We start from the raw sequence: 25663 nt of genomic DNA, 5'->3' as shown, positions 1-25663 counted from the left end.
GTCACCTTCCGTGGTTGTTCATACCTGTTTTTGGGGTGTGTGCTGGGCCACTTCCGTCGCCGAATCGAAGGAAACCGGGGCATCGAACGCCGCTTTCCGAGTCGCCCGGCGCAGTGCCTTCAGCAGGGTGGTGCCGAGCGCGAGGGTCAGTACGACGGTCAGCGCGGCCCGGCCCAGGTCCCAGCCCACCGAGGTCGCCAGGCAGTACGCGACGAAGCGCGCGAGGTTCGCCGCGACCGGATCGCCCGGGTGGAAGGAAACGCCCTGGCCCATGCCCTGCAGGATCACCCAGCCCTGGAGGTTCATGATCGTGCCGTACGCGAAGGAGCCGAGGAACCCGTAGAGCGCGAGCATCGCGAGCTCGGCCCGGCCGCGGATCCGGTCAGGGCCGGGCAGCAGCCCCGCCCCCAGCGAGAACCAGCCCATGGCCAGCATCTGGAACGGCATCCACGGCCCGACGCCGCCGGTCAGCAGGGCGGAGGCGAACATCGTGACGGAGCCGAGGACGAAGCCGAACCCGGGACCGAGGACGCGACCGCTCAGCACCATCAGGAAGAACATGGGCTCCAGCCCGGCGGTCCCGGCGCCGAGGGGTCTGAGGGCGGCCCCGACGGCGGCGAGCACACCGAGCATGGCCACCGCCTTGGAGTCCATTCCGTCGTCCGCGAGGGTCGCGACGACCACGGCGACGAGGAGCGGCAGCAGCGCCGCGAAGAGCCAGGGGGCGTCCTGGGAGTGCGCGAGACCGGACTGGCGGTCGGCGAGGAGCGGCCAGCCGAAGGCGGCGATGCCGATGAGGGTGACGAGGGCCAGGGCGACGGCGCCGCGGGGGCCTATGCGGATGGGGCGGGGGCGGGAGGTGGGGCCGGGGGTGGTCATGGCGTGCTCTTCAGGGCCTCGGCGACCTGGGACACCGTGAGCCAGTGGCCCGGGGCCAGGATCTTGGCGACCTGCGGGGCGAAGGCGGGTGACGACACGACGACCTCGGCGGTCGGGCCGTCCGCGACGATCTCGCCGCCGGCCAGGATGACGACGCGGTGCGCCAGCTCGGCGGCGAGTTCCACGTCGTGGGTGGCGAGGACGATGGCGTGGCCGTCGGCGGCGAGCGCGCGCAGGATCTCGATCAGACGGGCCTTGGCGGCGTAGTCCAGGCCGCGGGTGGGTTCGTCGAGGAGGAGGAGGCCGGGGCGGCCGGTGAGGACGAGCGCCAGGGCGAGGGCGAGGCGCTGGCCCTCGGAGAGGTCGCGGGGGTGGGTGTCGTCGGGGACGCCGGGCAGCAGGGAGCTGACCAGGTCCCGGCAGGTGCCGGGGGGACGCTGCGCGTCGCGGTCGGCGGCGTCGCACTCGGCGGCGACGGTGTCGGCGTAGAGGAGGTCGCGGGGGTCCTGGGGGACGAGGCCGACGTGGCGGATCATCTCGGGGGGCGGCGTGCGGTGGGGGGTGCGGCCGGAGACGGTCACCTGGCCGGTGGTGGGGGCGAGGGTGCCGACGAGGGTGTTGAGGAGGGTGGACTTGCCGGCGCCGTTGCGGCCCATGAGGGCGAGGGTTTCGCCGGGGGTGACGGTGAGGGTGATGCCGTGCAGCACCTCTGCGCGGCCGCGCCGGACCGAGAGGTTGGTGACGCGGGTCACCGGGGCGGCCGGTGCCGGGGGCGCTGCCGCTGCTGGTGCCGGGGTTGCCGGGGCCGGGGCCGGGACTGCCGCCGGGGTTGTGGCGGGGGTCGCCGCCGGTGCCGCTTGCGGGGCCGGGTTGCCTCGGCGGAGCAGGCGGGCGAGCAGGCCGGGGCCCTGCGGGCGGCTTTCCCCACCCCGCCCCTTCCCGAAACCGTGGGCTCCGCCCCCGGACCCCCGCGCCTCAAACGCCGGCGAGGCTGGAGAGGGCGGGTTGCCGTGTCCGGAGGGCTCATCCGGGCCCGCCGGGGTTTGAGGTGCGGGGTGCGGGGCGGCGCTGCGGGTGGGCGCGGACGGGTTGGGATCGGCGAAGCCGCGCGGCGAGGCTGGAGAGGGCGGGTTGCCGTGTCCGGAGGGCTCATTCGGGCCCGCCGGGGTTTTAGGTGCGGGGCGCGGGGCGGAGCTCTGCGGGGCGGGCGCGGACGGGTTGGGATTTGCGGAGGCCCGGCAGGCGGAGCTCAGGGTGGGCTCGGGGTCCTGGGCCGGGGTTTGCGTGGTGGGGGTGGAGAGGCGGGAGTGGAGTGTGGCGGACTGGCGGCGGGCGTCGCGGATGGAGAGGGGGAGGGGGGTCCAGCCTGCGAGGCGGCCCAGGGCCACCACCGGGGGGTGGACCGGGGAGATCTCCATCAGGGGGGATGGCGGGCCCAGCAGCGGGGGTGCGCCCGGGGACGGGAGGAGGAGGACTTGGTCGGCGTACTGGACCACGCGTTCCAGGCGGTGTTCCGCCATCAGGACGGTGGTGCCGAGGTCGTGGACCAGGCGTTGGAGGACCGCCAGGACCTCCTCGGCCGCCGCTGGGTCCAGGGCCGAGGTGGGTTCGTCCAGGACCAGCACCTTCGGGTGCGGGGTCAGGACCGAGCCGATCGCGACCCGCTGCTGCTGGCCCCCGGACAGGGTGGCGATGGGGCGGTCGCGCAGTTCGTTCAGGCCCAGCAGGTCCAGGGTCTCCTCGACGCGGCGCCGCATGACGGCGGGTGCCAGGCCCAGGGACTCCATGCCGTACGCCAGCTCGTCCTCGACCACGTCCGTCACGAAGTGCGCCAGCGGGTCCTGGCCGACCGTGCCGACGACATCGGCGAGTTCGCGCGGCTTGTGGGTGCGGGTGTCGCGGCCCGCGACCGTGACCCGGCCCTTGAGGGTGCCCCCGGTGAAGTGCGGGACCAGGCCCGACACCGCGCCGAGCAGCGTGGACTTGCCCACGCCCGACGGGCCGACGAGGAGGGTCAGCTCGCCCTCCGGGAGGGTGAAGTCCGCGTCGCGGAGGGCGGGCGCGGGGGCGCCGTCGTACGTCACCGACACCTGCTCGAAGCGGATCACTGCGACGCCTCCTTGGACGGCACGGGCGGTACGGACGGTACGGGCGGTACGGGTGCCACGAAGGCGGGAAGCAGGCCGATGAGGATCGCGGCCGCCGGCCAGAGGGGGAGTTCGGGGGTGACCAGAGGGACCACGCCCGGCAGCAGGGCCTCGGGATCCGCCGTGCCCGCGTAGATCATCAGGGCCGCGACGGCCGCCCCCGAACCGGAGACCAGCCAGGCGCGCGCCCCCCACCGGTCGGGCCGGTAGCGGGTGCGGATGCTGCGGCGCCCGCCGAGGCGCAGGCCGGCCAGGGCCAGGGCGAGGCCGATGCCGAGCACCGGGAGCCCGTATGCGGCGCCCTCGGCGGCGAGCAGTCCGTACGTCCCGGCGCACATGCCGAGGAGGCCGCCGAGGGTGAGGGCGTTGGTGGTGTGCCGGACGGCGGGCGGGACCTGCGCGGTCCGGCCGTAGCCGCGCGCGTCCATGGAGGCGGCGACGGCGACGGAACGTTCCAGGGCGCCCTCCAGGACGGGCAGGCCGATCTGGAGGATGGCCTTCACCCCACCGGTGGGGCGGCCGCGCAGCCGGCGCGCGGTGCGCAGGCGCATCACGTCGGCGACCATGTTCGGCGCGAAGGTCATGGCCACGATGACGGCCACCCCCGCCTCGTACAGGGCCGCCGGGAGCGATTTGAGGAGCCGGGCCGGGTTGGCGAGGGCGTTGGCGGCGCCGACGCAGATGAGCAGGGTGGCCAGCTTGGCGCCGTCGTAGAAGGCGAAGACCAGTTGCTCGGCGGTGACCCGGCCGCCGAAGCGGATGCCCTGCGCCCAGTCGGGGAGCGGGACCTCGGGGAGCGTGAAGAGGGTGTGCGCGCCGGGGATGGGGGAGCCGAGCAGCGCGGAGAACACCAGGCGCAGGCCGATGACGACGAGGCCGAGCTTGATGAACGCGCCGTACGAACGGGCCCATGGGGCGTCGGTGCGGCGCGCGGCGACGACGTATCCGGCGACGCCGATGATCAGGCCGAGGAGGAGGGGATTGGTGGTGCGGGAGGCGGCCGTCGCGAGCCCGAGGGCCCACAGCCACCAGGCACCGGCGTGCAGGGCGTTGCCACGCCGGGCCTCGGGAGCGCCGTGTTTTTCGTACGTCGGCCGGCGCGGGGCGTTCCCCGGCCGCGAGCCGTCTCCCCCGGCCGGGGTCGCGACGTCGTCCGCGGGCCCGCGGGTCGCCCGCCCGACCGCCGGCCGGGCCGGATACCCACCCGCGCGGGCGGACACCCGGCTGCGCCCGGAGCCCGGTTCGGCGACTGAGGGGTCGCCGCCGGGCCGGTCTTCGGGGCCGGGGGTCATCGGGTGCGGCGGCGGCGGGACTGCCAGACCGCGGCCGCGGCCAGGGCGGCCACCGCCGCGACACCGGCGAGCAGACCCGCCGAGGGGCCGGACCCGGAGCTGGCGCCGGAGCCGGAGGCCGACGCCGGTGCGGAGGCCGACGCCGACGGCTTGGCGGCCGACCCCGCGTCCGGCCCTGCCGGCAGCGGTTCGCCGCAGCCCTGCTTCGGGTACCCCGACACCGCGCACAGCAGCGCCGCGCTGTTGTAGCGCAGCGGCTTGGCGACGGACGCCAGCGCCTCGGCCGCCGTGGCGTCCGGGGCGACCTGGGCGCAGGCCGTGCGCGGGGTGTCCTGCGGCGGGGTCTCGCCGGCCGGGGCGTCCGCGGGGACGCCGAAGTCGACGACGACGGCCACCCGCTTCTTGCCCTCGGCCGCCGGGGTCGATGCGCAGATCGCCCCGAAGTCCGCCTTCGCGCGCGGCTGAGCCGCCTCGTCCCCGGCGTCCTTGCTCACCGCGAAGCGGAATCCCCAGGCCGAGCCGTCGGCGGGGCGGGCCGTCGACGGGCCGAGCGAGGCGTACGCCCACTGGCCGCGCGAGCCGTCCCAGAACGACCAGTAGCGGTAGCTCGACGCGAGCGCCGGGCCGGCCGCGACCAGGGTGAGCAGGATCCCGAACGCCAGGATCAGAGGGGTCAGCCGGCGCATCAGAGCTGGTTCTTCTTCCGGCGGCCGCTCAGCAGGATGCCGAAGCCGATGCCGGCCGCGGCGCCCGCCCCGACGATCCACCAGACGCTCTGGCTGCTGCTGGACTCCTCGTCCTTCTTCTTCTCGTCCTTCGTCATCCCGCCGGTCGCCGGCGTCTGCGGCGCCGGGCCCGTCGCGTTCAGCGCGGCGACCAGGTCGGTGCCGCCGAACTCCACCGGGTTGGTGCCCGTCGCGTGCGAGGCGAGGATCAGGGTGGCGAGGGCGGCCGGGTTGCCCTTGGACCACTCGGCGGAGTTGGCCTTCAGCCACTCCAGCGCGCCCGTCGCCGACTGCTTGTGCCCGGCCGCGGCCAGGGCGATCACCGCGTCGGCGGTGTTGCCGATGTCCGGGGTCGGCTGGTCCGCGCCCGGGGTGACGGCCGTGAGGTGGCCGTCCTTCTTGAGGGCCTCGGCCAGGTAGCCGGCCGCGCCCTGGGCGGCGGCCGCCGGGTCGGCGGGAGAGGCGGCCGGGCAGGCCAGCGCGGTGGCGGGGGTGTCCGTGGACGGGGCGGGGACGACCGCGCCCTTGCCTAGGGCGGCCAGGGCCGCGGCGGCCGTCGCGTCGGCGTTGGCCGGCAGCTTGCCGTCGGCCGGCTGGTACCCGAAGGCGCCCCGGTCGGCGGCCGGCTCGGCGGAGCAGCCCAGCTGGAAGGCGAGCAGGCCGTCGTACGCGGACTTGCCCGCCTTCGACTTCACGTCGGCCGGCTTCTCGCCCGCCTGCGCGAGCGCGCTGATCACCACGGAGGTGGAGCTGGCCTCGCTCGGGGTGCCGGGGACGTAGGACCAGCCGCCGTCCTCGTTCTGGACGGACTTCAGCCAGGCCACGCCCTTCTTCACAGCCGCGTCCTGGCCGCCGAGCGCCGTCAGCGCCTGGACGGCCGCCGCGGTGGCGTTGGTGTCGAGCATGGTCTTCGCGTCGCAGGCCGCCGTCGCGTCCGCGCGGAACGCGGCGAAGCCGCCCTCGGCGCACTGCTGGCCGACGAGCCAGTCGACGGCCTCCTTGGCGGGTCGCAGGCCCACGGTGTCCTGGGCCAGCAGCGCGAAGGACTGCCGCCACACACCGTCGTAGGTGGGGTCGTTCTTGCCGTAGAGCCCGGAGGGGATGACCGGGGCCGGCGAGGGGGAGGGCGCGGCGAGGGCTGCGGGGGCGGCGCCCACGCAGAGCACGGCGGAGGCGGCGAGCGCGGCTGCGCTGCGGCGGACGTTCATGGCGGGGCGGGTGCCTCTCGTGCTGGGGAGCGGGGAGGCAGGCACGCGCAGGCACCGGGCTCCGGCTCCGTTTACCTCGACGGTGCCGGCCGCCGGAGGACCCGGCGGCACGAGCCGCGCACTTCGGTACGGGGCATTCCGGCTACCCGGCCGCAGCGGGTGCGGGCCGGGTCACGGTTGCGGGTCAGCGCCGGATTCGCACCGGCTTCCCCCCGTACGGGAGTGTGGACGACGGGTTCACTCTACCGGCCCGTAGTTCCCGGGCCCGGGGCGCCGGCGTACCGCACCCCTTACCGCGTGCGGCACGCCACTACAGCGCGCGGTACTCCACCGGGTCGCTGCCCGGCACCGCCTCCGCCCGGCCCTGTTTCACCAGCCGCCGCAGGTGGGCTTCCGCTTCGGAGACGGCGATGTTCCGGGAGCCGTACGGGATCTGCTCCCAGGGCCGGTTCCACTCCATCCGCTCCGCCAGCGCCCATGGCGTGAGCGGCTCGGCCAGCAGCTCCCACAGCCCGGTCAGCCGCTCCTCGTGGTGGGCCAGCAGCTCCCGTACCCGCGCCGGGGCGTCGGTGAACGCGTACTGGTGGGCCGGGAGCACCTCCGCGGGATCGAGGCGGCCGATCCGTTCGAGGGAGTCGAGGTAGTCGCCGAGGGGGTCGGTGACCAGCTCGGACGACGGGTCCTCGTACAGGCCGATGTGCGGGGAGATCCCGGGCAGCAGGTGGTCCCCGGAGAAGAGGCGGCCGTTGCCGGGCAGGTTCGCCGGGTGCTCCTCCTCCAGGTGCAGGCAGACGTGGCCGGGGGTGTGGCCCGGGGTCCAGATCGCCCGCAGCCGGCGCCCGGCGAGGGGGAGCAGCTCGCCGGGGACGATCTCCCGGTCGGGGACGGCGGCCCGCAGCCCGGGCAGGGTGCGCAGGCGGCCGCTCGCCCGGGCGGCGCGCAGGCGTGCGACATGGGCCTCGGGGGCTCCGGCGGCGGTGAGCTTGTCGCCCATGTAGTCGAACCAGACGCCGGGCTCGGCGGAGCGGGTCCGCACGACGACCTCGGTGTCGGCTGCGTGCATGGCGATCCAGGCGCCGGAGGCCTCGCGGACCTGTCCCGACAGGCCGTGGTGGTCGGGGTGGTGGTGGGTGATGACCACGCCGTGGACGTCGGCGACGGCGAGGCCGAGGGCGCCGAGGCCGGCGACGAGGGTGTCCCAGGACTCGGGGTCGTCCCAGCCGGTGTCGACGAGGACGGGGCCGCGCCCGGTGTCGAGGACGTGGACGAGGGTGTGCCCGAGCGGGTTGTCGGGGATGGGGACCTTGATGCCCCACACGCCTCCGCCGTGGTCGGTGACGTGCGGGGTCACGTCGTGCTGCAGCTGTGGCGCGTCCTCTGACATGAGGGACTCCCTGCTCTGACGAGAACATGTTGCAGTAGTCGCCCAAGTCGACCATCTCCGCGGGTTTCTGGCTAGTCGTTGGATCTTCCGGGCCGTTCCGTCCGGGCCGTGGACTCCTGGAACTAGAACTGGTATCAGTTCTGAAACACCGTCAGGGTGATCGGGTATCCGCTCAGGCCGCAGGAGGCATCAGCCATGACCGAGCTCGTGGAACACGGACAGCTGTTCATCGGCGGGGAGTGGACGGATCCGCTGGGCACCGACACCATCCGGGTCGTCTCCCCGCACACCGAGCAGGTCATCGGCAGCGTCCCGCACGCCTCGAAGGGCGATGTGGACCGGGCCGTCGCCGTTGCCCGCAAGGCCTTCGACGAGGGGCCCTGGCCCCGGATGTCCCTGGACGAGCGGATCGCCGTCGTCACCCGGATCAAGGACGCGATCGCCGTCCGCCACGAGGAGATCGCCCGCTCGATCAGCTCCCAGAACGGGTCCCCGTACTCATGGAGCGTGCTCGCCCAGGCGCTCGGCCCGATGATGGTCTACGACGCCGCGATCACGGTCGCGCGCGCCTATCCGTACGAGGAGTACCGCCAGGGCGTGCTCGGGCCGATCCTGGTGTGCCGGGAGCCGGTGGGCGTCGTCGCCGCCGTCATCCCGTGGAACGTCCCGCAGTTCGTGGCGGCCGCCAAGCTCGCGCCCGCGCTGCTGTCCGGCTCGACGGTCATCCTGAAGCCCTCGCCGGAGTCGCCGCTGGACTCCTACATCCTGGCCGACATCGCCAAGGAGGCCGGGCTTCCGGAGGGCGTGCTGTCGATCCTGCCCGCCGACCGGGAGGTCAGCGAGTACCTGGTCGGCCACCCCGGCATCGACAAGGTGGCCTTCACCGGCTCGGTCGCGGCCGGCCGGCGCGTCATGGAGGTCGCCTCCCGCAATCTGACCCGCGTCACCCTCGAACTCGGCGGCAAGTCGGCCGCCGTCATCCTCCCGGACGCCGACCTGGAGACCACCATCGCCGGGATCGTCCCCGCGGCCTGGATGAACAACGGGCAGGCCTGCGTGGCCCAGACCCGGGTGCTCGCGCCGCGCGGCCGGTACGAGGAGATCGCCGAGGCCCTCGCGGCGGCGGCCGGGGCGCTGGTGGTCGGCGACCCGCTCGACCCGGCGACGCAGCTCGGGCCGCTGGTGGCCGAGCGGCAGCAGCGGCGCTCGCTCGACTACATCCGGATCGGGCAGGAGGAGGGCGCGAAGGTCCTCACCGGCGGCAGCCGCCCGGCGGCCCTGGAGCGGGGCTGGTACGTGGAGCCGACCCTCTTCGGCGACGTCGACAACTCGATGCGGATCGCCCGCGAGGAGATCTTCGGCCCGGTCGTCTGCCTGATCCCGTACGGGGACGAGGCGGAGGCGGTACGGGTCGCCAACGACTCGGAGTTCGGCCTGAGCGGCAGCGTCTGGACCGGGGACGTAGAACACGGCGTCGACTTCGCGCGGCGGGTGCGGACGGGCACCTTCAACGTGAACACCTTCAGCCTGGACATGCTCGGCCCGTTCGGCGGCTACAAGAACAGCGGCGTCGGGCGCGAGTTCGGGCCGGAGGGGCTGAGCGAGTACCTGGAGCACAAGATGATCCACCTCCCGGCGGGGTACCAGGCCCCCGGGGCCGGTGCGTGATGGGTGACCGGTGGCACGTCGAAGTGGACCGCGGGGTCTGCATCGGCTCGGGCATGTGCGTGAACCACGCGCCGGCGGGCTTCGCCCTGGACTCGGCGCGGCAGTCGCACCCGGTGGCCGCGGAGACGGACGCCAGTGAGCCGGTCCTGACGGCGGCGGAGGGCTGCCCGGTGGAGGCCATCGTGATCACCCTGCTGGGCAGCGGAGAGGCCGTGTTCCCTCCGGAGGAGTAGCCGTGTGTGAAACTCCTGCGACATCCGCCGGGCCGTTGCGCTCGGCGGCGTCGCAAGGGGTGGGAGTGCATGGGCGGGCCCGAGACCGCAGCAGGAAAAGCGCCGGAGCCTCCGGCCGGGACCGCGGCCGATGTCCCGGCCGGCGTCGGGACCGCGGCCCCGGCCCCGTGAAGGACGTGGTGCTGGCGGACTTCGACGCCGCGACCGGCGCCGCGCGGCTGGGGCCCGGCACGCGGACGGCGAGCCCGGCGCTCGCCGGCGCGGTCGACTGCGCGGCGTCCTGGGACTCCTTCGGGGACGTGGACGACACCCGGACCGCCGCGCTCGTCACCGGTCTGACGGGTCGGGGCTGGCGGGTCACGCACCGCCGGACCGAACCCGCGGTGGCGGTGACGCTGACCAAGGGCACCTGGACCCGCGTCCTCGCCCACGAGAAGCCGACCGGGGCGACCGGGGCCCCCGAGCACCTCTCGCTCCTCGCGCTCCGCAGCGGTCCGGCCTGCGACGAGGAGTTCAAGAAGGACGAGGAGTTCAAGAAGGCGGAGGCCGACAACCACCCGAGCGTGTAGGGACGGCGGCCGCGCGGGCCCGCCCCGCGCCTCGCCCTACGGCGGGTTCAGGACTTTCGCGGAGCCGACGCGGCGCCCGGCTCCGCGCCCGGCGCCGTGAGGTCGATGAGGCGGCAGACCGTCTCGATGTCGATCTTCACCTGGGCGATCGACGCCCGCCCCGAGAGCCAGGTGATCAGCGCCGAGTGCCAGGTGTGCTCGATGACCCGGACCGCCGACAGCTGCTCCGCCGTCGGCGGGCCGTCCAGGCCCATTGCGTCCAGGATGATCGCCGTGGTCAGCCGGGACACGGTGTCCACCTCGGGGCTCACGCTGCGGTCCGCGAACGTCAGCGCGCGCACCATCGCGTCCGCCAGGTGCGGCTCCCGCTGCAGCGCCCGGAAGGCCCGCATCAGGGTCTCCGCGACCCGCGCCGCCGGCTCCTCGCCCGCCGGCGGGCGCTTTCGCAGCGTGGTGTGCATGTGCTGGAGCTGGTCCTGCATGGTGGCGACGAGCAGGTGCACCTTGGAGGGGAAGTAGCGGTACAGGGTGCCCAGCGCCACGCCCGCCGCCTCCGCGACCTCCCGCATCTGGACGGCGTCGAAGCCGCCCCGGCTGGCCAGCTGCGCGCTGGCGTGCAGGATCCGGCGGCGGCGCGCCTCCTGGCGCTCCGTCAGGGGAGGGGACGCCGGCGTGCTGACGGCCTTCGCTTCCGCTGTCATGTGTCCCGTTCCATGGCGTTCCGTGGCGTCCTCGGTGGTGCTGCGCGGGTACTGATCCACACTGGATCCGGAGCCAGCATGTCAGGCGCCGGATCCGTGGCGCGAATCACCTGCTCCGCCTCTTACGGTGAGGTTTCCGGCCGGTAGATTCAATGCTCTTCAACGGATCAAGTCTGAAACTTGTTCTACATTATCCGAGCGGTTACGCTCCGGCGAAAGTGCAGGGAGAAGGGGGCCGAGAGTGACCGCTGAGGCCATGGTGACGAGCCCTTTCGAGGATTCCGCCACGCACGGCGACCGCCCGCTGCGCATCGCGCTCCTCACCTATAAGGGGAACCCGTTCTGCGGGGGCCAGGGCGTCTACGTCCGGCACCTTTCGCGCGAGCTCGTCCGCCTCGGGCACTCCGTCGAGGTCATCGGCGCGCAGCCGTACCCGGTGCTGGACACCGGCGCCACGCTGACCGAGCTGCCGAGCCTGGACCTGTACCGCAGCCCCGACCCGTTCCGCACGCCGAAGCGCGACGAGTACCGGGACTGGATCGACGCCGTCGAGGTCGCCACCATGTGGACCGGTGGATTCCCCGAGCCGCTGACCTTCTCGCTGCGCGCCCGGCGCCACCTGGCCGCCCGCGCAGGCGAGTTCGACGTCATCCACGACAACCAGACCCTCGGCTACGGACTGCTGGGACAGCTGGGCGCACCGCTGGTCACCACCATCCACCACCCGATCACCGTGGACCGGCGGCTGGAGCTGGACGCCGCGCGGGACCTCAAGAAGCGGCTCTCGGTGCGGCGCTGGTACGCCTTCACGCGCATGCAGGAGCGCGTCGCCCGCCGGCTGCCCTCCGTACTGACCGTCTCCGGGACCTCCAAGCAGGAGATCGTCCAGCACCTGGGCGTCAGCGACGAGCGCATCCACGTGGTGCACATCGGCGCCGACACCGACCTGTGGTCGCCCGACCCGTCCGTGGCCGAGGTGCCGGGGAGGATCGTGACGACCTCCAGCGCCGACGTGCCGCTCAAGGGCCTCGTGCACCTCGTCGAGGCGCTCGCGAAGCTCCGTACGGAGCGGCCCGACGCGCACCTCGTCGTCGTCGGCAAGCGCGCCGAGCGCGGCCCCGTCGCCCGCGCCATCGAGACGCACGGCCTCCAGGACGCGGTCCGGTTCGTCAAGGGCATCACCGACGCCGAACTCGTCGACCTGGTGCGCAGCGCGCAGGTCTCCTGCGTGCCCTCCCTCTACGAAGGCTTCTCGCTCCCGGCCGCCGAGGCCATGGCCACCGGCACCCCGCTGGTCGCCACCACCGGCGGCGCGATCCCCGAGGTCGCGGGCCCCGACGGGGAGACCTGTCTCGCGGTGCCGCCCGGCGACGCGGGCGCGCTCGCCGCCGCGCTGGGCCGGATGCTGGGCGACCAGGAACTGCGGGCCCGCCTCGGCGCGGCCGGCCGCGAGCGGGTCCTGGCCCGCTTCACCTGGGCGCGGGCCGCCGAGGGCACCGCCGCGCACTACCGGGCCGCGATCGAGCGGGCCGCCCGTACCCGCCGCGCGCGGTGACGTCCCGTCCCGTGCGCCCCTCCGTTCCACACGCCACCCCGTACACCCCCCGCGACCGCGAAGGCAGGACCCCGTGCTGACCGTCGATTTCTCCCGGTTCCCGCTCGCCGCCGGCGACCGTGTACTCGATCTGGGCTGTGGCGCGGGCCGCCACGCCTTCGAGTGCTACCGGAGAGGCGCCCAGGTGGTCGCCGTCGACCGCAACGGCGAGGAGATCCGCGAGGTCGCCAAGTGGTTCGCCGCCATGAAGGAGGCCGGTGAGGCCCCGGCGGGCGCCACCGCCACCGCCATGGAGGGCGACGCGCTGGCGCTGCCCTTCCCCGACGAGTCCTTCGACGTCGTCATCATCTCCGAGGTGATGGAGCACATTCCCGACGACAAGGGCGTGCTCGCCGAGATGGTGCGCGTCCTGAAGCCCGGCGGGCGGATCGCCATCACCGTGCCGCGCTACGGCCCGGAGAAGATCTGCTGGGCGCTCAGCGACGCCTACCACGAGGTCGAGGGCGGCCACATCCGCATCTACAAGGCGGACGAGCTGCTCGGCAAGATGGCCGCCGCGGGCCTCAAGACGTACGGCACGCACCACGCGCACGGGCTGCACTCCCCGTACTGGTGGCTCAAGTGCGCCTTCGGCGTCGACAACGACAAGGCGCTGCCCGTCAAGGCGTACCACAAGCTCCTGGTCTGGGACATCATGAAGAAGCCCCTGGCCACGCGGCTCGCCGAGCAGGCCCTTAACCCGGTCATCGGCAAGAGCTTCGTGGCGTACGCGACGAAGCCCCACCTCCCGGTCAGCGCGGCCGCCCAGTGACCTCGCCGGGGCGTACGGAACACCTGGTCCTGGACGGCGTACTGACCGCCGAGCAGGCGGCGCAGACGGTGGCGGGGATCCTCGCCGCGCAGCGGCCGGACGGGGCCATACCGTGGTTCCGCGGCCACCACCTGGACCCGTGGGACCACACCGAGGCCGCGATGGCCCTCGACGTCGCGGGCGAGCACGAGGCGGCCGCGCGCGCCTACGAGTGGCTCGCGCGGCACCAGAACGGCGACGGCTCCTGGTACGCGGCCTACGCCGACCGGCCGGACGGCGTGGACACCGCCGAGCCGCAGGACGCGAGCCGGGAGAGCAACTTCGTCGCGTACATCGCGGTCGGGGTCTGGCACCACTACCTCGCGACCGGTGACGACACCTTCCTCGACCGGATGTGGCCCGCCGTGTACGCGGCGGTCGAGTTCGTGCTGGGGCTCCAGCAGCCCGGCGGCGAGATCGGCTGGAAGCGCGAGCCGGACGGCGCGCCCGTCACCGACGCGCTGCTGACCGGGTCCTCCTCCATCCACCAGGCGCTGCGCTGCGCGTTGGCCATCGCCGATCACCGGGAGGAGCCGCAGCCGGACTGGGAGCTGGCGGCGGGCGCCCTCGGGCACGCGATCCGCCGCCACCCGGAGCGGTTCCTCGACAAGTCGCACTACTCGATGGACTGGTACTACCCGGTCCTGGGCGGGGCGCTGACCGGGCCGGAGGCCAAGGCGCGCATCGAGGAGCGCTGGGACGAGTTCGTCGTCGCGGACCTCGGGGTGCGCTGCGTCCTGCCCAACCCGTGGGTGACCGGCGGGGAGTCCTGCGAGCTGGCGCTCGCGCTGTGGGCGATGGGGGAGTCGGACCGGGCGCTGGAGATCCTGCGCTCGATCGGGCACCTGCGGGCCGAGAACGGCATGTACTGGACGGGGTACGTGTTCGAGGACAAGGCCGTCTGGCCGGTCGAGCAGACGACTTGGACGGCCGGCTCGCTGCTGCTGGCCGTCGCCGCCCTCGGCGGGGACGAGGCCACCACCGCGGTGTTCGGGGGCCTGGAACTCCCCGCGGGCCTGGAGCCCGACTGCTGCGACTGAGCCCCGTCCGGCGGCCGGTCGCGGCCGGCCGCGCCGCCGTGCGGGACGGATGATGCGGGCACGCCGCCCGCCGCGCCACCCGGGGGACCCGGACGGGTTGTCCGAGTGGCGCGCTCCGGGCACCCGGGTGACGCTGCGGGGGACACCTCACTCCCCGGAGGAAACCGTGTCCATACCCAGCACCGCCCGATTCCGCCGCGCCGTCACGGCGCTGGTCCTGTCCACCGCGCTGCTCACCGGAGCCACCGCCTGCGGCAGCGGCGGGGGCGGCAGGACCCAGAGCGGGGACGTCTCCGCCGAGGCCGTCGCCGCCGCCGAGGCGGCCGCCCTGGCACCGCTCGCGGCCGAGGCCGCCGTGGACCCGGCCGCCGTGGACCCGGCCGCGGCCGAGCCCACGCCCACCACCTCCGCCGAGCGGCAGAAGTTCGCCAAGACGCGGTTCGTCGCCAACGCGGGCCTCGCGGCCGGGGCGACGTACCAGTGGATCATCAAGCCGTACCGCGAGGGCAAGTTCAAGAAGGGCGCCAAGGGCCGCACCTTCGCCCTGATCAAGGCGGGCCTCGCGGGCGCCTTCGCGTACAACCGCCTGAAGGCGGCGGTGGACAACGCCAAGGGCGACCCGCTGCTGTCGAAGGCCGTGGCCCCGCTGACGGCGGGCATCGAATCCCTCAAGGGCCTCGGCTCCAAGCTCCGCAAGGGCAACGCGAGCGACGCCGACCTCAGCTCCCTCCAGAACGTCCTCACCGGCGTCAAGGACGCGGGCAAGAGCGCCGGGGCCCCGGTCACCGACCAGGTCCCGAGCCTCTCCCAGCTGGGCGGCTAGCCGCCCGCGCGGCCCGGCCTGTTTCAATGGCCGGGTGATCGACGACATCCTCACCGCCGTGGTGGCCCTGGCCGGGGCCGCCGCGGCGGGCTGGTTCCTGCGGCGGGCCCGCGCCCGCCGTGCGGCCGCCGGGCCGGCGGCCGGCATCCCCTGCATGGCGCGCCGTCCGGCCGGGGAGGGCCGCTGGCGCCCCGGCCGGGTGCACGCCGTGCCCGGCGCGCCCCGCTTCGAGTCCCGGCGCGGGGGCGCCGTCCCGCTCGGCGCCGTCCAGGCCGGCGGGGTCCGGGCGCCGTCGGTGCGGGAGGGCATGTCCATCAACCCCGGCTCGCGGATCGTGACCTGCGCGACCGAGGGCGCGACGATCGAGATCGCCGTCATGGCGCTGGACCTGCGGGAGCTCATGGAGCTGCTGGAAGGCGGGCCGACGGAGCGGCCCTAGGTCGCCACTTTGACGACAGGCCCCGGTGCCGTGCCCTAGGTGTTGAGGTCCGCCAGGACGCGGAGGGTGTGCGGGTCCGGGGCCGTCAGCAGGAGGTCCGTGACCGGGCCCTTGCGCCACAGGTCGAGGCGTTCCGCGATCCGTTCGCGCGGGCCGATCAGGGAGATCTCGTCCGCGAACGCGTCCGGGACGGCGAGCACCGCCTCCTCCTTGCGGCCGGCGAGGAACAGTTCCTGGATCCGGCGGGCCTCCTCCTCGTACCCCATTCGGGCCATCAGGTCGGCGTGGAAGTTGCGGGCCGCGTGGCCCATGCCGCCGATGTAGAAGCCGAGCATCGCCTTGACGGGGAGCAGCCCCTCGGCGACGTCGTCGCAGACCTTGGCCCGGGCCATCGGGGCGATCATGAACCCCTCTGGGAGGTCGGTCAGCGCGGCCTGGTAGACGTCGGTGCGGGTCGGCGACCAGTACAGGGGGAGCCAGCCGTCCGCGATCCGGGTGGTCTGGGCGATGTTCTTCGGGCCCTCCGCGCCGAGCAGGACCGGCAGGTCCGCCCGCAGCGGGTGGGTGATGGGCCTCAGCGGCTTGCCGATGCCGGTGCCGTCGTCGCCGCGGTACGGGTGCTGGTGGAAGCGGCCGTCCAGGGCGACCGGGGCCTCGCGGCGCAGCACCTGGCGGATGACGTCCACGTACTCGCGGGTCGCGGTGAGCGGGCTGGAGGGGAAGGGACGCCCGTACCAGCCCTCCACCACCTGCGGCCCGGACAGGCCGAGGCCGAGCATCATCCGACCGCCGGAGAGGTGGTCCAGGGTGAGGGCGTGCATGGCGGTGGCGGTCGGGGTGCGGGCGGCCATCTGCGCGATGGCGGTGCCGAGCCGGATCCGCGTGGTGTGGGCGGCGATCCAGGTCAGCGGGGTGAAGGCGTCCGAGCCCCAGGCCTCGGCCGTCCACACCGAGTGGTAGCCGAGGTTCTCGGCCTCGGTGGCGAGGTCGAGGTGGTCCGTACCGGGGCCGCGGCCCCAGTAACCGAGTGCGAGTCCGAGGCGCATGTACGGTCCCCTCCGCGAAGCCGTATCTGACGATGCGTCAGGTGACTCTAGGGCAACGGCCCCCCGCCCGGAAGGGCGGGGGGCCGTCGGCCGTGCGGGACGGGTCGGCGTCAGCCGCGCTGGATGCCCGAGGTGTCGTTCAGGACGCCGCGGCGGCCGTCCTGGGTCTGGGCGATCAGTGTGGCCGCGCCGCGCTGCTCCACGGCCAGGTACCAGGTACCCGGGGCGAGTTCGGCGATCGGGGTGGACGAGCCGTCCTCGGCGAAGAGCGGGCGGGCCACCGGCACCGCGAACCAGAACGGGGTGAAGTCGGCCGCGGGCGCCTCGTGGGCGGCCGGCGCCGGGGTCGGCTCCGGGCCGGCGGGCTGGCCGCCGTACGGCGGGACCGGCTGGGGGGTCGCCCCGTACGGCTGCGGCTGCTGGCCGCCCGGGTAGCCGTAGCCGGCGCCCGGCTGGGGCTGGGTGCCGAAGGCCGGGACCGGGGCGGCGGGCGCCGGGTCCGGGATCAGCTGACCGGCGAGCGCCGGGACCTTCGGGCCCGCGACGGCCACACCGGCGATCGCCAGGGTGGAGAGGAAGGAGATGATGGCGCCGGCACCCAGGTCGAACGTGCTGGGGCAGGTGATCAGCGTCCAGAGGGCGGCCCACAGCGAGGTGACGGCGAGCACGGTGCCCCACGCCTGCAGCGGGATGCCCGCGAGCTTGCGGCCCTCCGGCAGGAAGCGGGAGCCGACGATCAGGCCGGCCGCGACGAACGCGGCCAGGACGACCGTGGGGAGGGCCAGGTGGTAGACGTCGGTGTCCCAGACGCTGGGCATGTCGACGCCGTCGGCGGAGTAGAAGTCGAGCAACGAGGCGATGAACAGCAGCACCGCTGCTCCGATCACCACGCCGTCTCCTCGAGTGAGGGAGCGGATATTCACTTCGTCGGTGTCCTTCTCGGTCTCGGTCGTCTCGTGGTGCCGCAGTCGCGTCTTGCCTGGAGCGGGGCGGGCGGCACCATGGTACGGACGTCTGCCGCGACCTGAGGGATCGGGGCGGCGGGCGGTCCCCGGGGGACTACCCGCCGAGGAACCCGACGATGCCGTTCGCGATGCCTTCCGCTGCCTTCTGCCGCCACTGCGGACTCGTCAGCTGCGCCGCGTCCTTGGCGTCACGCATGTTGCCGCATTCGATGAACACCTTGGGCCTGGTCGAGAGATTGAGCCCGCCGAGATCGTCCCGGACCACCAACCCGGTACCGTTGCCCAGGTAGTTGGCGGGGGCGGATCCGGTGCTGCGGGCGAAGTTGCCCGCGATCCGCTCGCCCAGGTCACGGGAGGGGCCGACGATCTTCGAGGTGTCCGCGGCGCCGCCCTTGACCGTGGCCGGGAGGATGATGTGGAAGCCGCGGTTCCCGGCGGAGACGCCGTCCGCGTGGACGGAGACCACCGCGTCCGCCTTCGCCTCGTTGCCGATCCGGGCCCGCTCGTCGATGCAAGGGCCCCAGGGGCGGTCGGCGTCGTGGGTGAAGACCACCTTGGCGCCCTTGGCCTCCAGGAGGGCGCGCGTCCGGCGCGACACGTCGAGGGTGAACTCGGCTTCCATGTAGCCGGAGTTGGTGGTGGTGCCGGTGGTGTCGCACTCCTTGCGGTTGGTGCCGATGTCCACCTGCTCGTTGATCTCGGAGGTGTGCTTGAAGTTGCCGGTGTTGTGGCCGGGGTCGATGACCACGGTCCGGCCGGCCAGCGCGCCCTTGGCGGGCGCCGCCGGGGCCGGGGCGGAGGCGGATGCCGAAGCCGATGCGGCCGGGGTGGGCGTGGCCGTACTCGCCTTCGCGTCCCCGGCGCCGTGGGCGGTCGCCCCGGCGGTGTGGGAGGCGGGCAGCGCCTTCGGCGCCGGTGGGCCGTCCGGCCCGGAGCCGGTCAGGACCTGGGTGAGCACCCACCCGGCCAAAGCGGTCGGGGCGAGGGCGGCCACCGCGACGGCGAGGGTGGAGCGCCGGGTGTACCAGGGCCGGTCCGGGCTGACCGAGGCGGCGGACTCGGGGGGCGGGGGGCTGTCGTCGTAGCGCACCTCGCGATGCTAGACCGGCCGCCCGCCGGGAATCCGGACCGTGGGCCATCCGAGGGCGTGGTGTGATGGTCCGATCATGTGCCCGGAAGCGGCCGGAGGCCGGTCAGGGGCCGCCTCAGATGCCGGGGCCGGTGCGGCGCAGCACGCGGAGCGAGTCCGTGACGGAGATCTCCTCGAAGGCGCCGGAGGACAGGGCGCGCAGGTAGATCCGGTACGGGGCCTGGCCGCCGTCGGCCGGGTCGGGGAACACGTCGTGGATGACGAGCGTCCCGCCCTCGGCGAGGTGCGGGGCCCAGCCCTCGTAGTCGCCGGTGGCGTGCTCGTCGGTGTGGCCGCCGTCGACGAAGACGAAGCCGAGCGGGCCGCCCCAGGTGGCGGCGACCTGCGGGGAGCGGCCGACGATCGCGATGACGTGGTCTTCCAGGCCCGCCTTGTGGAGGGTGCGGCGGAAGGTGGGCAGGGTGTCCATCAGGCCGACCTCGGGGTCCACGACGGACGGGTCGTGGTACTCCCAGCCGGGCTGCTGCTCCTCGCTGCCCCGGTGGTGGTCGACGGTGATCGCGGCGACGCCGGCCTCGCGGGCGGCGTCGGCGAGCAGCAGGGTGGAGCGCCCGCAGTAGGTGCCGACCTCCAGGAGGGGCAGCCCGAGGGACGCGGCATCGGCGGCGGCCGCGTACAGGGCGAGGCCCTCGCGTACCGGCATGAAGCCCTTGGCGGCCTCGAAGGCGGCGAGGGTCTCCGGCTTGGGGGTGGCGGGGGCCATGGGGTTCCTCCTGGGCTGCGGGTGGGGGCCATGGTGCCCTACCGGCCGGTAGGGCGTCACGTCCGGGTCCCGGAGGGCCCCCGCTCCTGGGGTCGCGGGCGGTCCTGCGGCGTTCCTACGCGGAGACCGCCACGGCGGGGGCGGGGACCGGCTCCAGGAGCATCCGGGCCGAGTGGTCGACGAGGCGGCGCAGGATGCCCGCGTACACGGGGTCGCCGCCGAGCTCGTCGAGAATGCGGGACGCCTCGTCGCGGAACCCGTCGAGGTCCTCGCGGAACTGGTCGAGCACCGCGGGGTCGAGCAGGAGGCCGGTGAGTTCGGACCTCGACCGCGCGCAGTCGCGCGCCGCGGTGTGCAGGTTCAGGATGTGCGCCCGGGAGCCGGGTGGGGCGTCGTCGAGGGCGCAGGTGAGCAGATAGGTGACGGTGCCGTTCAGGAGGTCCTCGCCGCGACCGGAGAGAATGTCCTCCTGGTCGTTGAACATCTGCCACAGGATTCCGAAGACATAACCGAACTCACGCCACTTCGCTATGTCCTCGGGCAGGGCTCCGGACAATATCGCCGCCATTGCCGTGATCATCGAGAACGGCCCGCCGGATTTCCCGCGATAAGCCTCGATCACCGATTTCCGGGTCGCGCTGTCCGCCTCGCCACCGATGTCGCGCAGCTGGCCTTCGGTGCCGACGGTCCAGCCGGTGGCGATCTCCGCCGTCAGGGCGCTGTGGACCGGCGCGGGGGCCGGCAGCGACTGGATGATCCGGATGGGCAGGATCGTTCCGCTGATGACGGAGGCGAGCAGCGCCTCGTTCTCGGTGAGTCCGGCGGACAGTGAACTGCCGTGCCCGTCCGCGAGGTCGTCGAGGAAGCAGGCCGAAGTCCACCACAGCACGTGCACGGCGGATATGGGGGTGGCCGGGCGGGGGGTGCCTGTCTCCACCGCGTGCACCAGCATGGGCAGTACGGACAGCGGATGACGCAGCTTCTGATGGCGTAGGAGTTTGGTGACCGCGGCCTTGACCGCGACCGACGCCGGGCCGAGTCGATCGAGAGCGAGTTCCATCTCCGCGTCGATATCCGTGGAGACTTGTCTGTGAAGGTCCACAAATGTCAGGGCACTCACGTGTCGACTTCCATTCTGAGAGTGAATTGGCGGCGACGGTGCGTCACCGATTCGATCATTCTGCCCGAAGCGGAGCCAGGCGATTTTCGGCCATGTCCTAATTCAGGCTGCCGTTCTCACGTTATCCCCGGGTCGCGCCGGGCCCCTTGGTGCGGTCCCGCCCGGCCCGTGCGGCGGCGCCGCCCGGCGGTGAACCCCGCCTGCGATCTGACCTTCCGTCAGAATGGAACGTGTTCTAGTCTGACCGGCGACCGGGCGGGCACCGAGAAGGCGGCAGGCATCCGTATGGGCATCGGAATCACGCAGGAGCAGCGGGAACTGGCCGACGCGGTACGCGGCTGGGTGGCGCGGGTCGTACCGCCCGAGGAGGTGCGCAAGCTGCTCGACACCCCGCCGCAGACCGGGGCGCGCCCCGCCTACTGGGACGCGCTCGCCGCGTCCGGGCTGCTCGCCCCGCACCTGGAGGGCGGCACCCTGCTCGACCTGGCCGTGGTCGTCGAGGAGGCCGCCCGGGCGGCGCTGCCCGGGGCGTACCTGCCGAGCGCGCTGGCCTCCGTACTCCTGGACCGGGCCGGGGCCCGGCCGCTCGGCGGGCGGGTCGGCGCCGTCGCCCTCGGGCCCGGCAGCATGAGCGCCGTCGCCGTCGAAGGCGGCGGACACCTCCTCGACGGCGCCGCGCCGCCCGTGCTCGGCGCGGGCGAGGCCGACCTGGTGCTGCTCGCCGCCGAAGCCGCGCACGGCACCCGCTGGTTCGCGGTGGACGCCGCCGCGCTGGACATCCGCACGCACGAGGGCGCCGACCCGACACGGCCCACCGCCGAGGTGCGGGCCCGGGGCGTCGTCGTCGCACCCGGCCGGCTCCTCGAACTGGACGCCGCCCTGGTCCGCGACCTGGCCTGCGCCCTCTTCGCCGCCGACGCCTGCGGCACCGCCGCCTGGGCGCTGCACACCGCCGCCGAGTACGCCAAGGTGCGCGAGCAGTTCGGCCGGCCCATCGGGCGCTTCCAGGGCGTCAAGCACCTGTGCGCCGACATGCTGGTCCGCCTGGAGCAGGCCCGGGCGCTCGCCTGGGACGCGGCCAACAGCATGGACGAGGCCCCGGACGTCCGCTCGCTCGTCGCCGCGCTCGCCGCCGGCACCGCGCTCGACGCCGCGTACTCCTGCGCCAAGGACTGCATCCAGATCCTCGGCGGCATCGGCTTCACCTGGGAGCACGACGCCCACGTCTACCTGCGCCGGGCCCTCGTCGCACGCCAGCTCCTCGGCTCCGGCGACGGACACCGGCTGCGGGCCGTCCGGCTCGCGGCGGCCGGCGCCCGCCGCGAGCTCAGGCTCGAACTCCCCGCGCGGGCCGAGGCGTACCGGGCGAAGGCGCGCGCCGCCATCGAGGACGCCCGGGGCCTCGACCCGGCGGCCGCGCGCCGCGTCCTCGCCCCGACCGGGTACGCGGCCCCGTACCTGCCGCCCCCGTACGGCCTCGGCGCCGGACCCGTCGAGCAGCTCGTCGTCCAGCAGGAGCTGCGGGCGGCGGGGGTCAAGGTCGCCGACCTCGGGATCGCCACCTGGGTGGTCCCCTCGCTGCTCGCCTACGGGACGCCGGCCCAGCGCGAGGCCTACGTACTCCCCACCCTGCGCGGGGAGCTGACCTGGTGCCAGCTCTTCTCGGAGCCGGGCGCGGGCTCCGACCTGGCCTCGCTGCGGACCAGGGCGGAGCGGACCGCGGAGGGCGGCTGGCGGATCAACGGGCAGAAGGTGTGGACGAGTTCCGCGCACACCGCCGACCTCGGGATCCTGCTCGCCCGGACGGACCCGGCCGCGCCGAAGCACAAGGGGCTCGGGTACTTCGTCGTCGACATGAAGCGGACCCCCGGGATCGACATCCGGCCGCTGAAGGAGATCACCGGCGAGGCCCTCTTCAACGAGGTCTACTTCGACGACGTGCTGCTCCCCGCGGACGCGCTGGTGGGGGCGGCCGACAGCGGCTGGCAGGTCGCGCGGAACACCCTCGGCAACGAGCGGGTCCACATGGCCGACCAGATGACCTTCGACACGGGGCTGGAGGCGCTGATCGCCCGCTCCGCCGATCTGGACGGGGCCGGGCGCGCGCGGATCGGGGCGCTGGCCGCCGAGGCGCACGCGCTGGCCTGCATCGGGCTGCGCACCACGCTCTCGCAGGTGTCGGGGCTGGAGCCGGGCGCGGGCGCTTCCGTGCGCAAGCTCGTCCAGACCCCGCACCAGCAGCGGACCGCGGAGCTCGCGCTCGAACTGCTGGGACCGGCGGGCGCGGTGCGGGAGGGGGCGGGGGAGCGGGCGGTGCACGGGCTGCTCATGTCCCGCTGCCTGACCATCGCCGGGGGCACCACCCAAGTCCAGCTCAACGTCGTCGCCGAGCGGATTCTCGGCCTTCCCAGGGACTAGGAGTCATCAGGCATGAAGGGCATGAAGTCGTACGTCGTGGGCGTCGGCATGACGAAGTTCGAGAAGCCGGAGTCGCGGGACTGGCAGTACTGGGACATGGCCAAGGAGGCCGGGACCGCGGCGCTGGCCGACGCGGGGATCTCGTACGACCAGGTCGAGCAGGTGCCGGTGGGGTACTGCTTCCAGGCGTCCACCGCCGGGCAGCGGGCGGCGTACGAGCTGGGGCTGACCGGGGTCCCCGTCTACAACGTGAACAACAACTGCGCGACGGGTTCGACGGCGCTGATGATGGCGCGGCAGTTCGTGGAGGGCGGGATCAGCGACTGCGTGCTCGCGCTGGGCTTCGAGAAGATGAAGCGGGGCGCGCTGGGGGGCGGGGCGGACGGAGGGGACTTCGCGACCTCGCCGGTCGCGCGGCACTACGGGATCATGGCGGCCGGCCACGGCTTCGAGATGTCGCCGCCGACCGCGCAGATCTTCGGGAACGCGGCGCGCGAGCACATGGAGCGGTACGGGACGACGGCCGCGCAGCTGGCGGCGGTGGGCGCCAAGAACCACTGGCACTCGGCGAACAACCCGAACGCGCAGTTCCAGGACGTGTACACGGTGGAGGAGATCCTGGCGGCGAAGGAGATCCACGCCCCGCTGACCAAACTCCAGTGCTCGCCGACGTCGGACGGGGCGGCGGCCGCGGTGGTGGTGTCGGAGCGGTTCGTGGTGCGGCACGGTCTGCACGACAAGGCGGTGGAGATCGTCGCCCAGGCGATGACGACGGACACGGCGGCGTCGTTCGACTCCGGCTCGTGCATCGACGTGGTCGGCAAGCCGATGACGGCGGCGGCGGCGCGGGCGGTCTTCTCCTCCTCGGGGCTCGGCATCGAGGACGTGGACGTGATCGAGCTGCACGACTGCTTCTCGATCAACGAGCTGCTGACGTACGAGGCGCTGGGCATGTGCGAGGACGGCGCCGCCGGGAAGCTGGTGGAGAGCGGGGCCACGACGTACGGCGGGCGGTGGGTGGTCAACCCCTCGGGCGGGCTGATCTCCAAGGGCCACCCGCTGGGCGCGACCGGCCTGGCGCAGGCCGCGGAACTGACCTGGCAGCTGCGCGGCGAAGCCGGCCCCCGCCAGGTCCCGAACGCCCGCGTGGCCCTGGCCCACAACATAGGCCTGGGCGGCGCGGCGGTCGTCACCCTCCTGCGCCGCTGACCCGTCCGGCTGACCCGTCGCTGCCGGGGGCTCCGCCCCGGCTCCCGCGCCTCACACGCCGGCGGGGCCGGACTCGTCACGGCGTCGTGAGGGCGGGGTCGACCACCTGTTCGCCCCTGGCGGCCCGCCGGATCGCGTCGGCCAGGTCCTCGATCGGGCCGTCCCGGAGGATCAGGCCCGACGCGCCCGCGGCGAGGGCGGCGGCCGCCAGGCCCGGGTGGGCCGAGCCCGTCAGGAGCAGGACCCGGCATTCCGGGTCGTCCGCCAGGACCGGCGCCACCGCCGCGAGTTCCTCGACCAGGGCCACCGCCGGCCGGGCCATCGGCGAGTCGACCACCTCCAGGTCCGGCTGGAGGCCGAGGCGGACCGCCAGCGGCGGGTTCGGCGGGTGCAGCAGTACCCGCAGGGATCGGGCGGTACGGTGCGCAACGGGCATTTCGTCCACCCGATCAGGGTAGGGGGTCGGGGGACTTCCAGCCCGATCTGACGTGACGTCAGGAGTCTTCCCCGCTGTCTTCCCAAGTGGTGGGGCGTGCGTTATACATTCCCTCACCGGTCCAACCTAGAACGCGTTCTAGAAGACGGCCGGTCCCGCATACGACCTCGGTGCGGCCGACGGTGCGGACGGCCGCACCGAGGTCTTCCCAGAACAAGGAGCAGCATCCTCAATGCCGATCGATGCCGCCAAGGCCCTCGCCGCCGCCCCCCGCCAGGGGGACATCGCCTGGGACCACAAGGACATCCAGCTCTACCACCTCGGTCTCGGCGCGGGCCGCCCCGCCACCGACCCCGACGAGCTGCGCTACACCCTGGAGTCCAAGCTCCACGTCCTGCCCAGCTTCGCGACCGTCGCCGGCGCCGGCATGGCCATGCTCGGCGGCCTGGCCGCCCCGGGGATCGACGTGAACCTCGCCGCCGTCCTGCACGGCGGCCAGTCCATCGAGCTGCACCGGCCGATCCCCGTCAAGGGGAAGGCCACCTCCTCCGCCAAGGTCGCCGCCGTCTACGACAAGGGCAAGGCGGCCGTCATCGTCCTGCGCACCGAAGTCGCCGACACGGACGGGCCGCTGTGGACCTCCGACGCGCAGATCTTCGTCAAGGGGGAGGGCGGCTTCGGCGGCGAGCGCGGGCCGTCCGTCAGGAGCGAGCAGCCCGAGCGCGCCCCCGACAGGGTCGAGGAACGCCACATCCGCGAGGAGCAGGCGCTGCTCTACCGCCTCTCCGGGGACTGGAACCCGCTCCACGCCGACCCCGAGTTCGCCAAGCTCGCCGGCTTCGACCGGCCGATCCTGCACGGCCTGTGCTCGTACGGCATGACCCTCAAGGCCGTCGTCGACACCGCCCTCGGCGGGGACGTCTCCCGCGTCCGCGCCTACCGCACGCGCTTCGCCGGAATCGTCTTCCCCGGCGAGACCCTGCGCATCCGGATGTGGCAGGAGCCCGGCCTCGTCCGGGTCTCGGTGACCGCCGTCGAACGGGACGACGCGCCGGTCCTCGCCGACACCGTCGTCGAACACGCGTAGTCCCAGTAGCCACGGA

The 25663-nt window shown here is 73.8% G+C and carries 24 protein-coding genes and 1 riboswitch; of the genes, 11 read left to right on the top strand and 13 right to left on the bottom strand.

From position 1 onward, the window contains the following. Positions 1–18: 18 nt before the first annotated feature. From OG982_RS08125 to OG982_RS08100, 6 genes are all read right to left on the bottom strand, one after another. Positions 19–879 (bottom strand): ECF transporter S component, encoded by an 861-nt coding sequence (locus OG982_RS08125; protein ID WP_266788431.1) that lies wholly within the window; start codon positions 877–879, stop codon positions 19–21. After that, complete coding sequence (locus tag OG982_RS08120; RefSeq protein ID WP_266948209.1) at positions 876–2987, bottom strand: ABC transporter ATP-binding protein; 2112 nt, start codon at positions 2985–2987, stop codon at positions 876–878. The genes OG982_RS08125 and OG982_RS08120 overlap by 4 nt, the downstream gene beginning before the upstream one ends. After that, on the bottom strand, positions 2984–4318 hold the full coding sequence (locus OG982_RS08115) for an energy-coupling factor transporter transmembrane component T (RefSeq protein ID WP_266792114.1): 1335 nt from the start codon (positions 4316–4318) through the stop codon (positions 2984–2986). The genes OG982_RS08120 and OG982_RS08115 overlap by 4 nt, the downstream gene beginning before the upstream one ends. Beyond that, complete coding sequence (locus OG982_RS08110; protein ID WP_266948207.1) at positions 4315–5004, bottom strand: SCO2322 family protein; 690 nt, start codon at positions 5002–5004, stop codon at positions 4315–4317. Before OG982_RS08110 ends, OG982_RS08115 begins: the two co-directional genes overlap by 4 nt. After that, the gene (locus OG982_RS08105; protein ID WP_266788435.1) at positions 5004–6251 is read right to left on the bottom strand and encodes a prenyltransferase/squalene oxidase repeat-containing protein; all 1248 of its coding nucleotides are present in this window, start codon (positions 6249–6251) and stop codon (positions 5004–5006) included. Before OG982_RS08105 ends, OG982_RS08110 begins: the two co-directional genes overlap by 1 nt. A 131-nt stretch (positions 6252–6382) precedes the next feature. Next, positions 6383–6463, bottom strand: a riboswitch (cobalamin riboswitch). Positions 6464–6561: 98 nt separating this feature from the next. Further along, positions 6562–7635: an MBL fold metallo-hydrolase gene (locus tag OG982_RS08100; protein WP_266788437.1), complete on the bottom strand. Its 1074-nt coding sequence runs from the start codon at positions 7633–7635 to the stop codon at positions 6562–6564. A gap of 195 nt (positions 7636–7830) precedes the next feature. Between OG982_RS08100 and OG982_RS08095 the strand changes: the two genes are divergently transcribed. The 3 genes from OG982_RS08095 (at position 7831) to OG982_RS08085 (ending at position 10105) form a co-directional block, all read left to right on the top strand. Then, on the top strand, positions 7831–9303 hold the full coding sequence (locus tag OG982_RS08095; RefSeq protein ID WP_266788439.1) for an aldehyde dehydrogenase: 1473 nt from the start codon (positions 7831–7833) through the stop codon (positions 9301–9303). Beyond that, positions 9303–9536 (top strand): ferredoxin, encoded by a 234-nt coding sequence (locus tag OG982_RS08090; RefSeq protein WP_266788441.1) that lies wholly within the window; start codon positions 9303–9305, stop codon positions 9534–9536. Before OG982_RS08095 ends, OG982_RS08090 begins: the two co-directional genes overlap by 1 nt. A 167-nt stretch (positions 9537–9703) precedes the next feature. After that, on the top strand, positions 9704–10105 hold the full coding sequence (locus tag OG982_RS08085) for a hypothetical protein (protein WP_266788443.1): 402 nt from the start codon (positions 9704–9706) through the stop codon (positions 10103–10105). Between the two features lie 47 nt (positions 10106–10152). On the opposite strand, the gene OG982_RS08080 is transcribed toward OG982_RS08085, so the two are convergent. Next, the gene (locus OG982_RS08080; RefSeq protein WP_266788445.1) at positions 10153–10806 is read right to left on the bottom strand and encodes a TetR family transcriptional regulator; all 654 of its coding nucleotides are present in this window, start codon (positions 10804–10806) and stop codon (positions 10153–10155) included. 241 nt (positions 10807–11047) lie between these two features. Between OG982_RS08080 and OG982_RS08075 the strand changes: the two genes are divergently transcribed. From OG982_RS08075 to OG982_RS08055, 5 genes are all read left to right on the top strand, one after another. Next, complete coding sequence (locus OG982_RS08075) at positions 11048–12361, top strand: glycosyltransferase family 4 protein (protein WP_266788447.1); 1314 nt, start codon at positions 11048–11050, stop codon at positions 12359–12361. Between the two features lie 73 nt (positions 12362–12434). Continuing rightward, complete coding sequence (locus OG982_RS08070) at positions 12435–13172, top strand: class I SAM-dependent methyltransferase (RefSeq protein WP_266788448.1); 738 nt, start codon at positions 12435–12437, stop codon at positions 13170–13172. Next, positions 13169–14251, top strand: a complete 1083-nt coding sequence (locus OG982_RS08065) for a prenyltransferase (RefSeq protein ID WP_266788450.1) — start codon at positions 13169–13171, stop codon at positions 14249–14251. The genes OG982_RS08070 and OG982_RS08065 overlap by 4 nt, the downstream gene beginning before the upstream one ends. Positions 14252–14423: 172 nt before the next feature. After that, entirely contained in the window at positions 14424–15074 is a 651-nt protein-coding gene (locus OG982_RS08060; RefSeq protein ID WP_266792116.1) for a hypothetical protein, read from the top strand. A gap of 34 nt (positions 15075–15108) precedes the next feature. Next, complete coding sequence (locus OG982_RS08055) at positions 15109–15513, top strand: hypothetical protein (RefSeq protein ID WP_266788452.1); 405 nt, start codon at positions 15109–15111, stop codon at positions 15511–15513. Positions 15514–15548: 35 nt separating this feature from the next. Here the strand turns inward: OG982_RS08055 and OG982_RS08050 are convergent, their stop codons facing one another. The 5 genes from OG982_RS08050 to OG982_RS08030 form a co-directional block, all read right to left on the bottom strand. Then, the gene (locus OG982_RS08050; RefSeq protein WP_266788454.1) at positions 15549–16559 is read right to left on the bottom strand and encodes an LLM class F420-dependent oxidoreductase; all 1011 of its coding nucleotides are present in this window, start codon (positions 16557–16559) and stop codon (positions 15549–15551) included. 110 nt (positions 16560–16669) lie between these two features. Next, positions 16670–17482, bottom strand: a complete 813-nt coding sequence (locus OG982_RS08045) for a DUF5336 domain-containing protein (RefSeq protein WP_266788456.1) — start codon at positions 17480–17482, stop codon at positions 16670–16672. Between the two features lie 136 nt (positions 17483–17618). Next, on the bottom strand, positions 17619–18614 hold the full coding sequence (locus tag OG982_RS08040) for an N-acetylmuramoyl-L-alanine amidase (protein WP_266788458.1): 996 nt from the start codon (positions 18612–18614) through the stop codon (positions 17619–17621). A gap of 115 nt (positions 18615–18729) precedes the next feature. After that, positions 18730–19377 (bottom strand): class I SAM-dependent methyltransferase, encoded by a 648-nt coding sequence (locus OG982_RS08035; protein ID WP_266788460.1) that lies wholly within the window; start codon positions 19375–19377, stop codon positions 18730–18732. A 115-nt stretch (positions 19378–19492) separates the two neighbouring features. Next, entirely contained in the window at positions 19493–20437 is a 945-nt protein-coding gene (locus tag OG982_RS08030; RefSeq protein ID WP_266788462.1) for a polyprenyl synthetase family protein, read from the bottom strand. 345 nt (positions 20438–20782) lie between these two features. Between OG982_RS08030 and OG982_RS08025 the strand changes: the two genes are divergently transcribed. Both OG982_RS08025 and OG982_RS08020 read left to right on the top strand, forming a co-directional pair. Beyond that, positions 20783–22915, top strand: coding sequence for an acyl-CoA dehydrogenase (locus OG982_RS08025; RefSeq protein WP_266788464.1), 2133 nt, complete (start codon positions 20783–20785; stop codon positions 22913–22915). A 21-nt stretch (positions 22916–22936) separates the two neighbouring features. Then, a complete protein-coding gene (locus tag OG982_RS08020; RefSeq protein WP_266792118.1) occupies positions 22937–24124 on the top strand; it encodes a lipid-transfer protein in 1188 nt (395 codons plus the stop codon). A 76-nt stretch (positions 24125–24200) separates the two neighbouring features. On the opposite strand, the gene OG982_RS08015 is transcribed toward OG982_RS08020, so the two are convergent. Beyond that, complete coding sequence (locus OG982_RS08015) at positions 24201–24560, bottom strand: DNA-binding response regulator (protein WP_266792120.1); 360 nt, start codon at positions 24558–24560, stop codon at positions 24201–24203. Between the two features lie 232 nt (positions 24561–24792). Between OG982_RS08015 and OG982_RS08010 the strand changes: the two genes are divergently transcribed. Then, complete coding sequence (locus OG982_RS08010; RefSeq protein ID WP_266788466.1) at positions 24793–25647, top strand: MaoC/PaaZ C-terminal domain-containing protein; 855 nt, start codon at positions 24793–24795, stop codon at positions 25645–25647. Positions 25648–25663 lie beyond the last annotated feature (16 nt).

The organism is Streptomyces sp. NBC_01551 (assembly GCF_026339935.1).
GTDB lineage: Bacteria > Actinomycetota > Actinomycetes > Streptomycetales > Streptomycetaceae > Streptomyces.
This window is presented reverse-complemented; position numbering and strand designations above follow the sequence as displayed.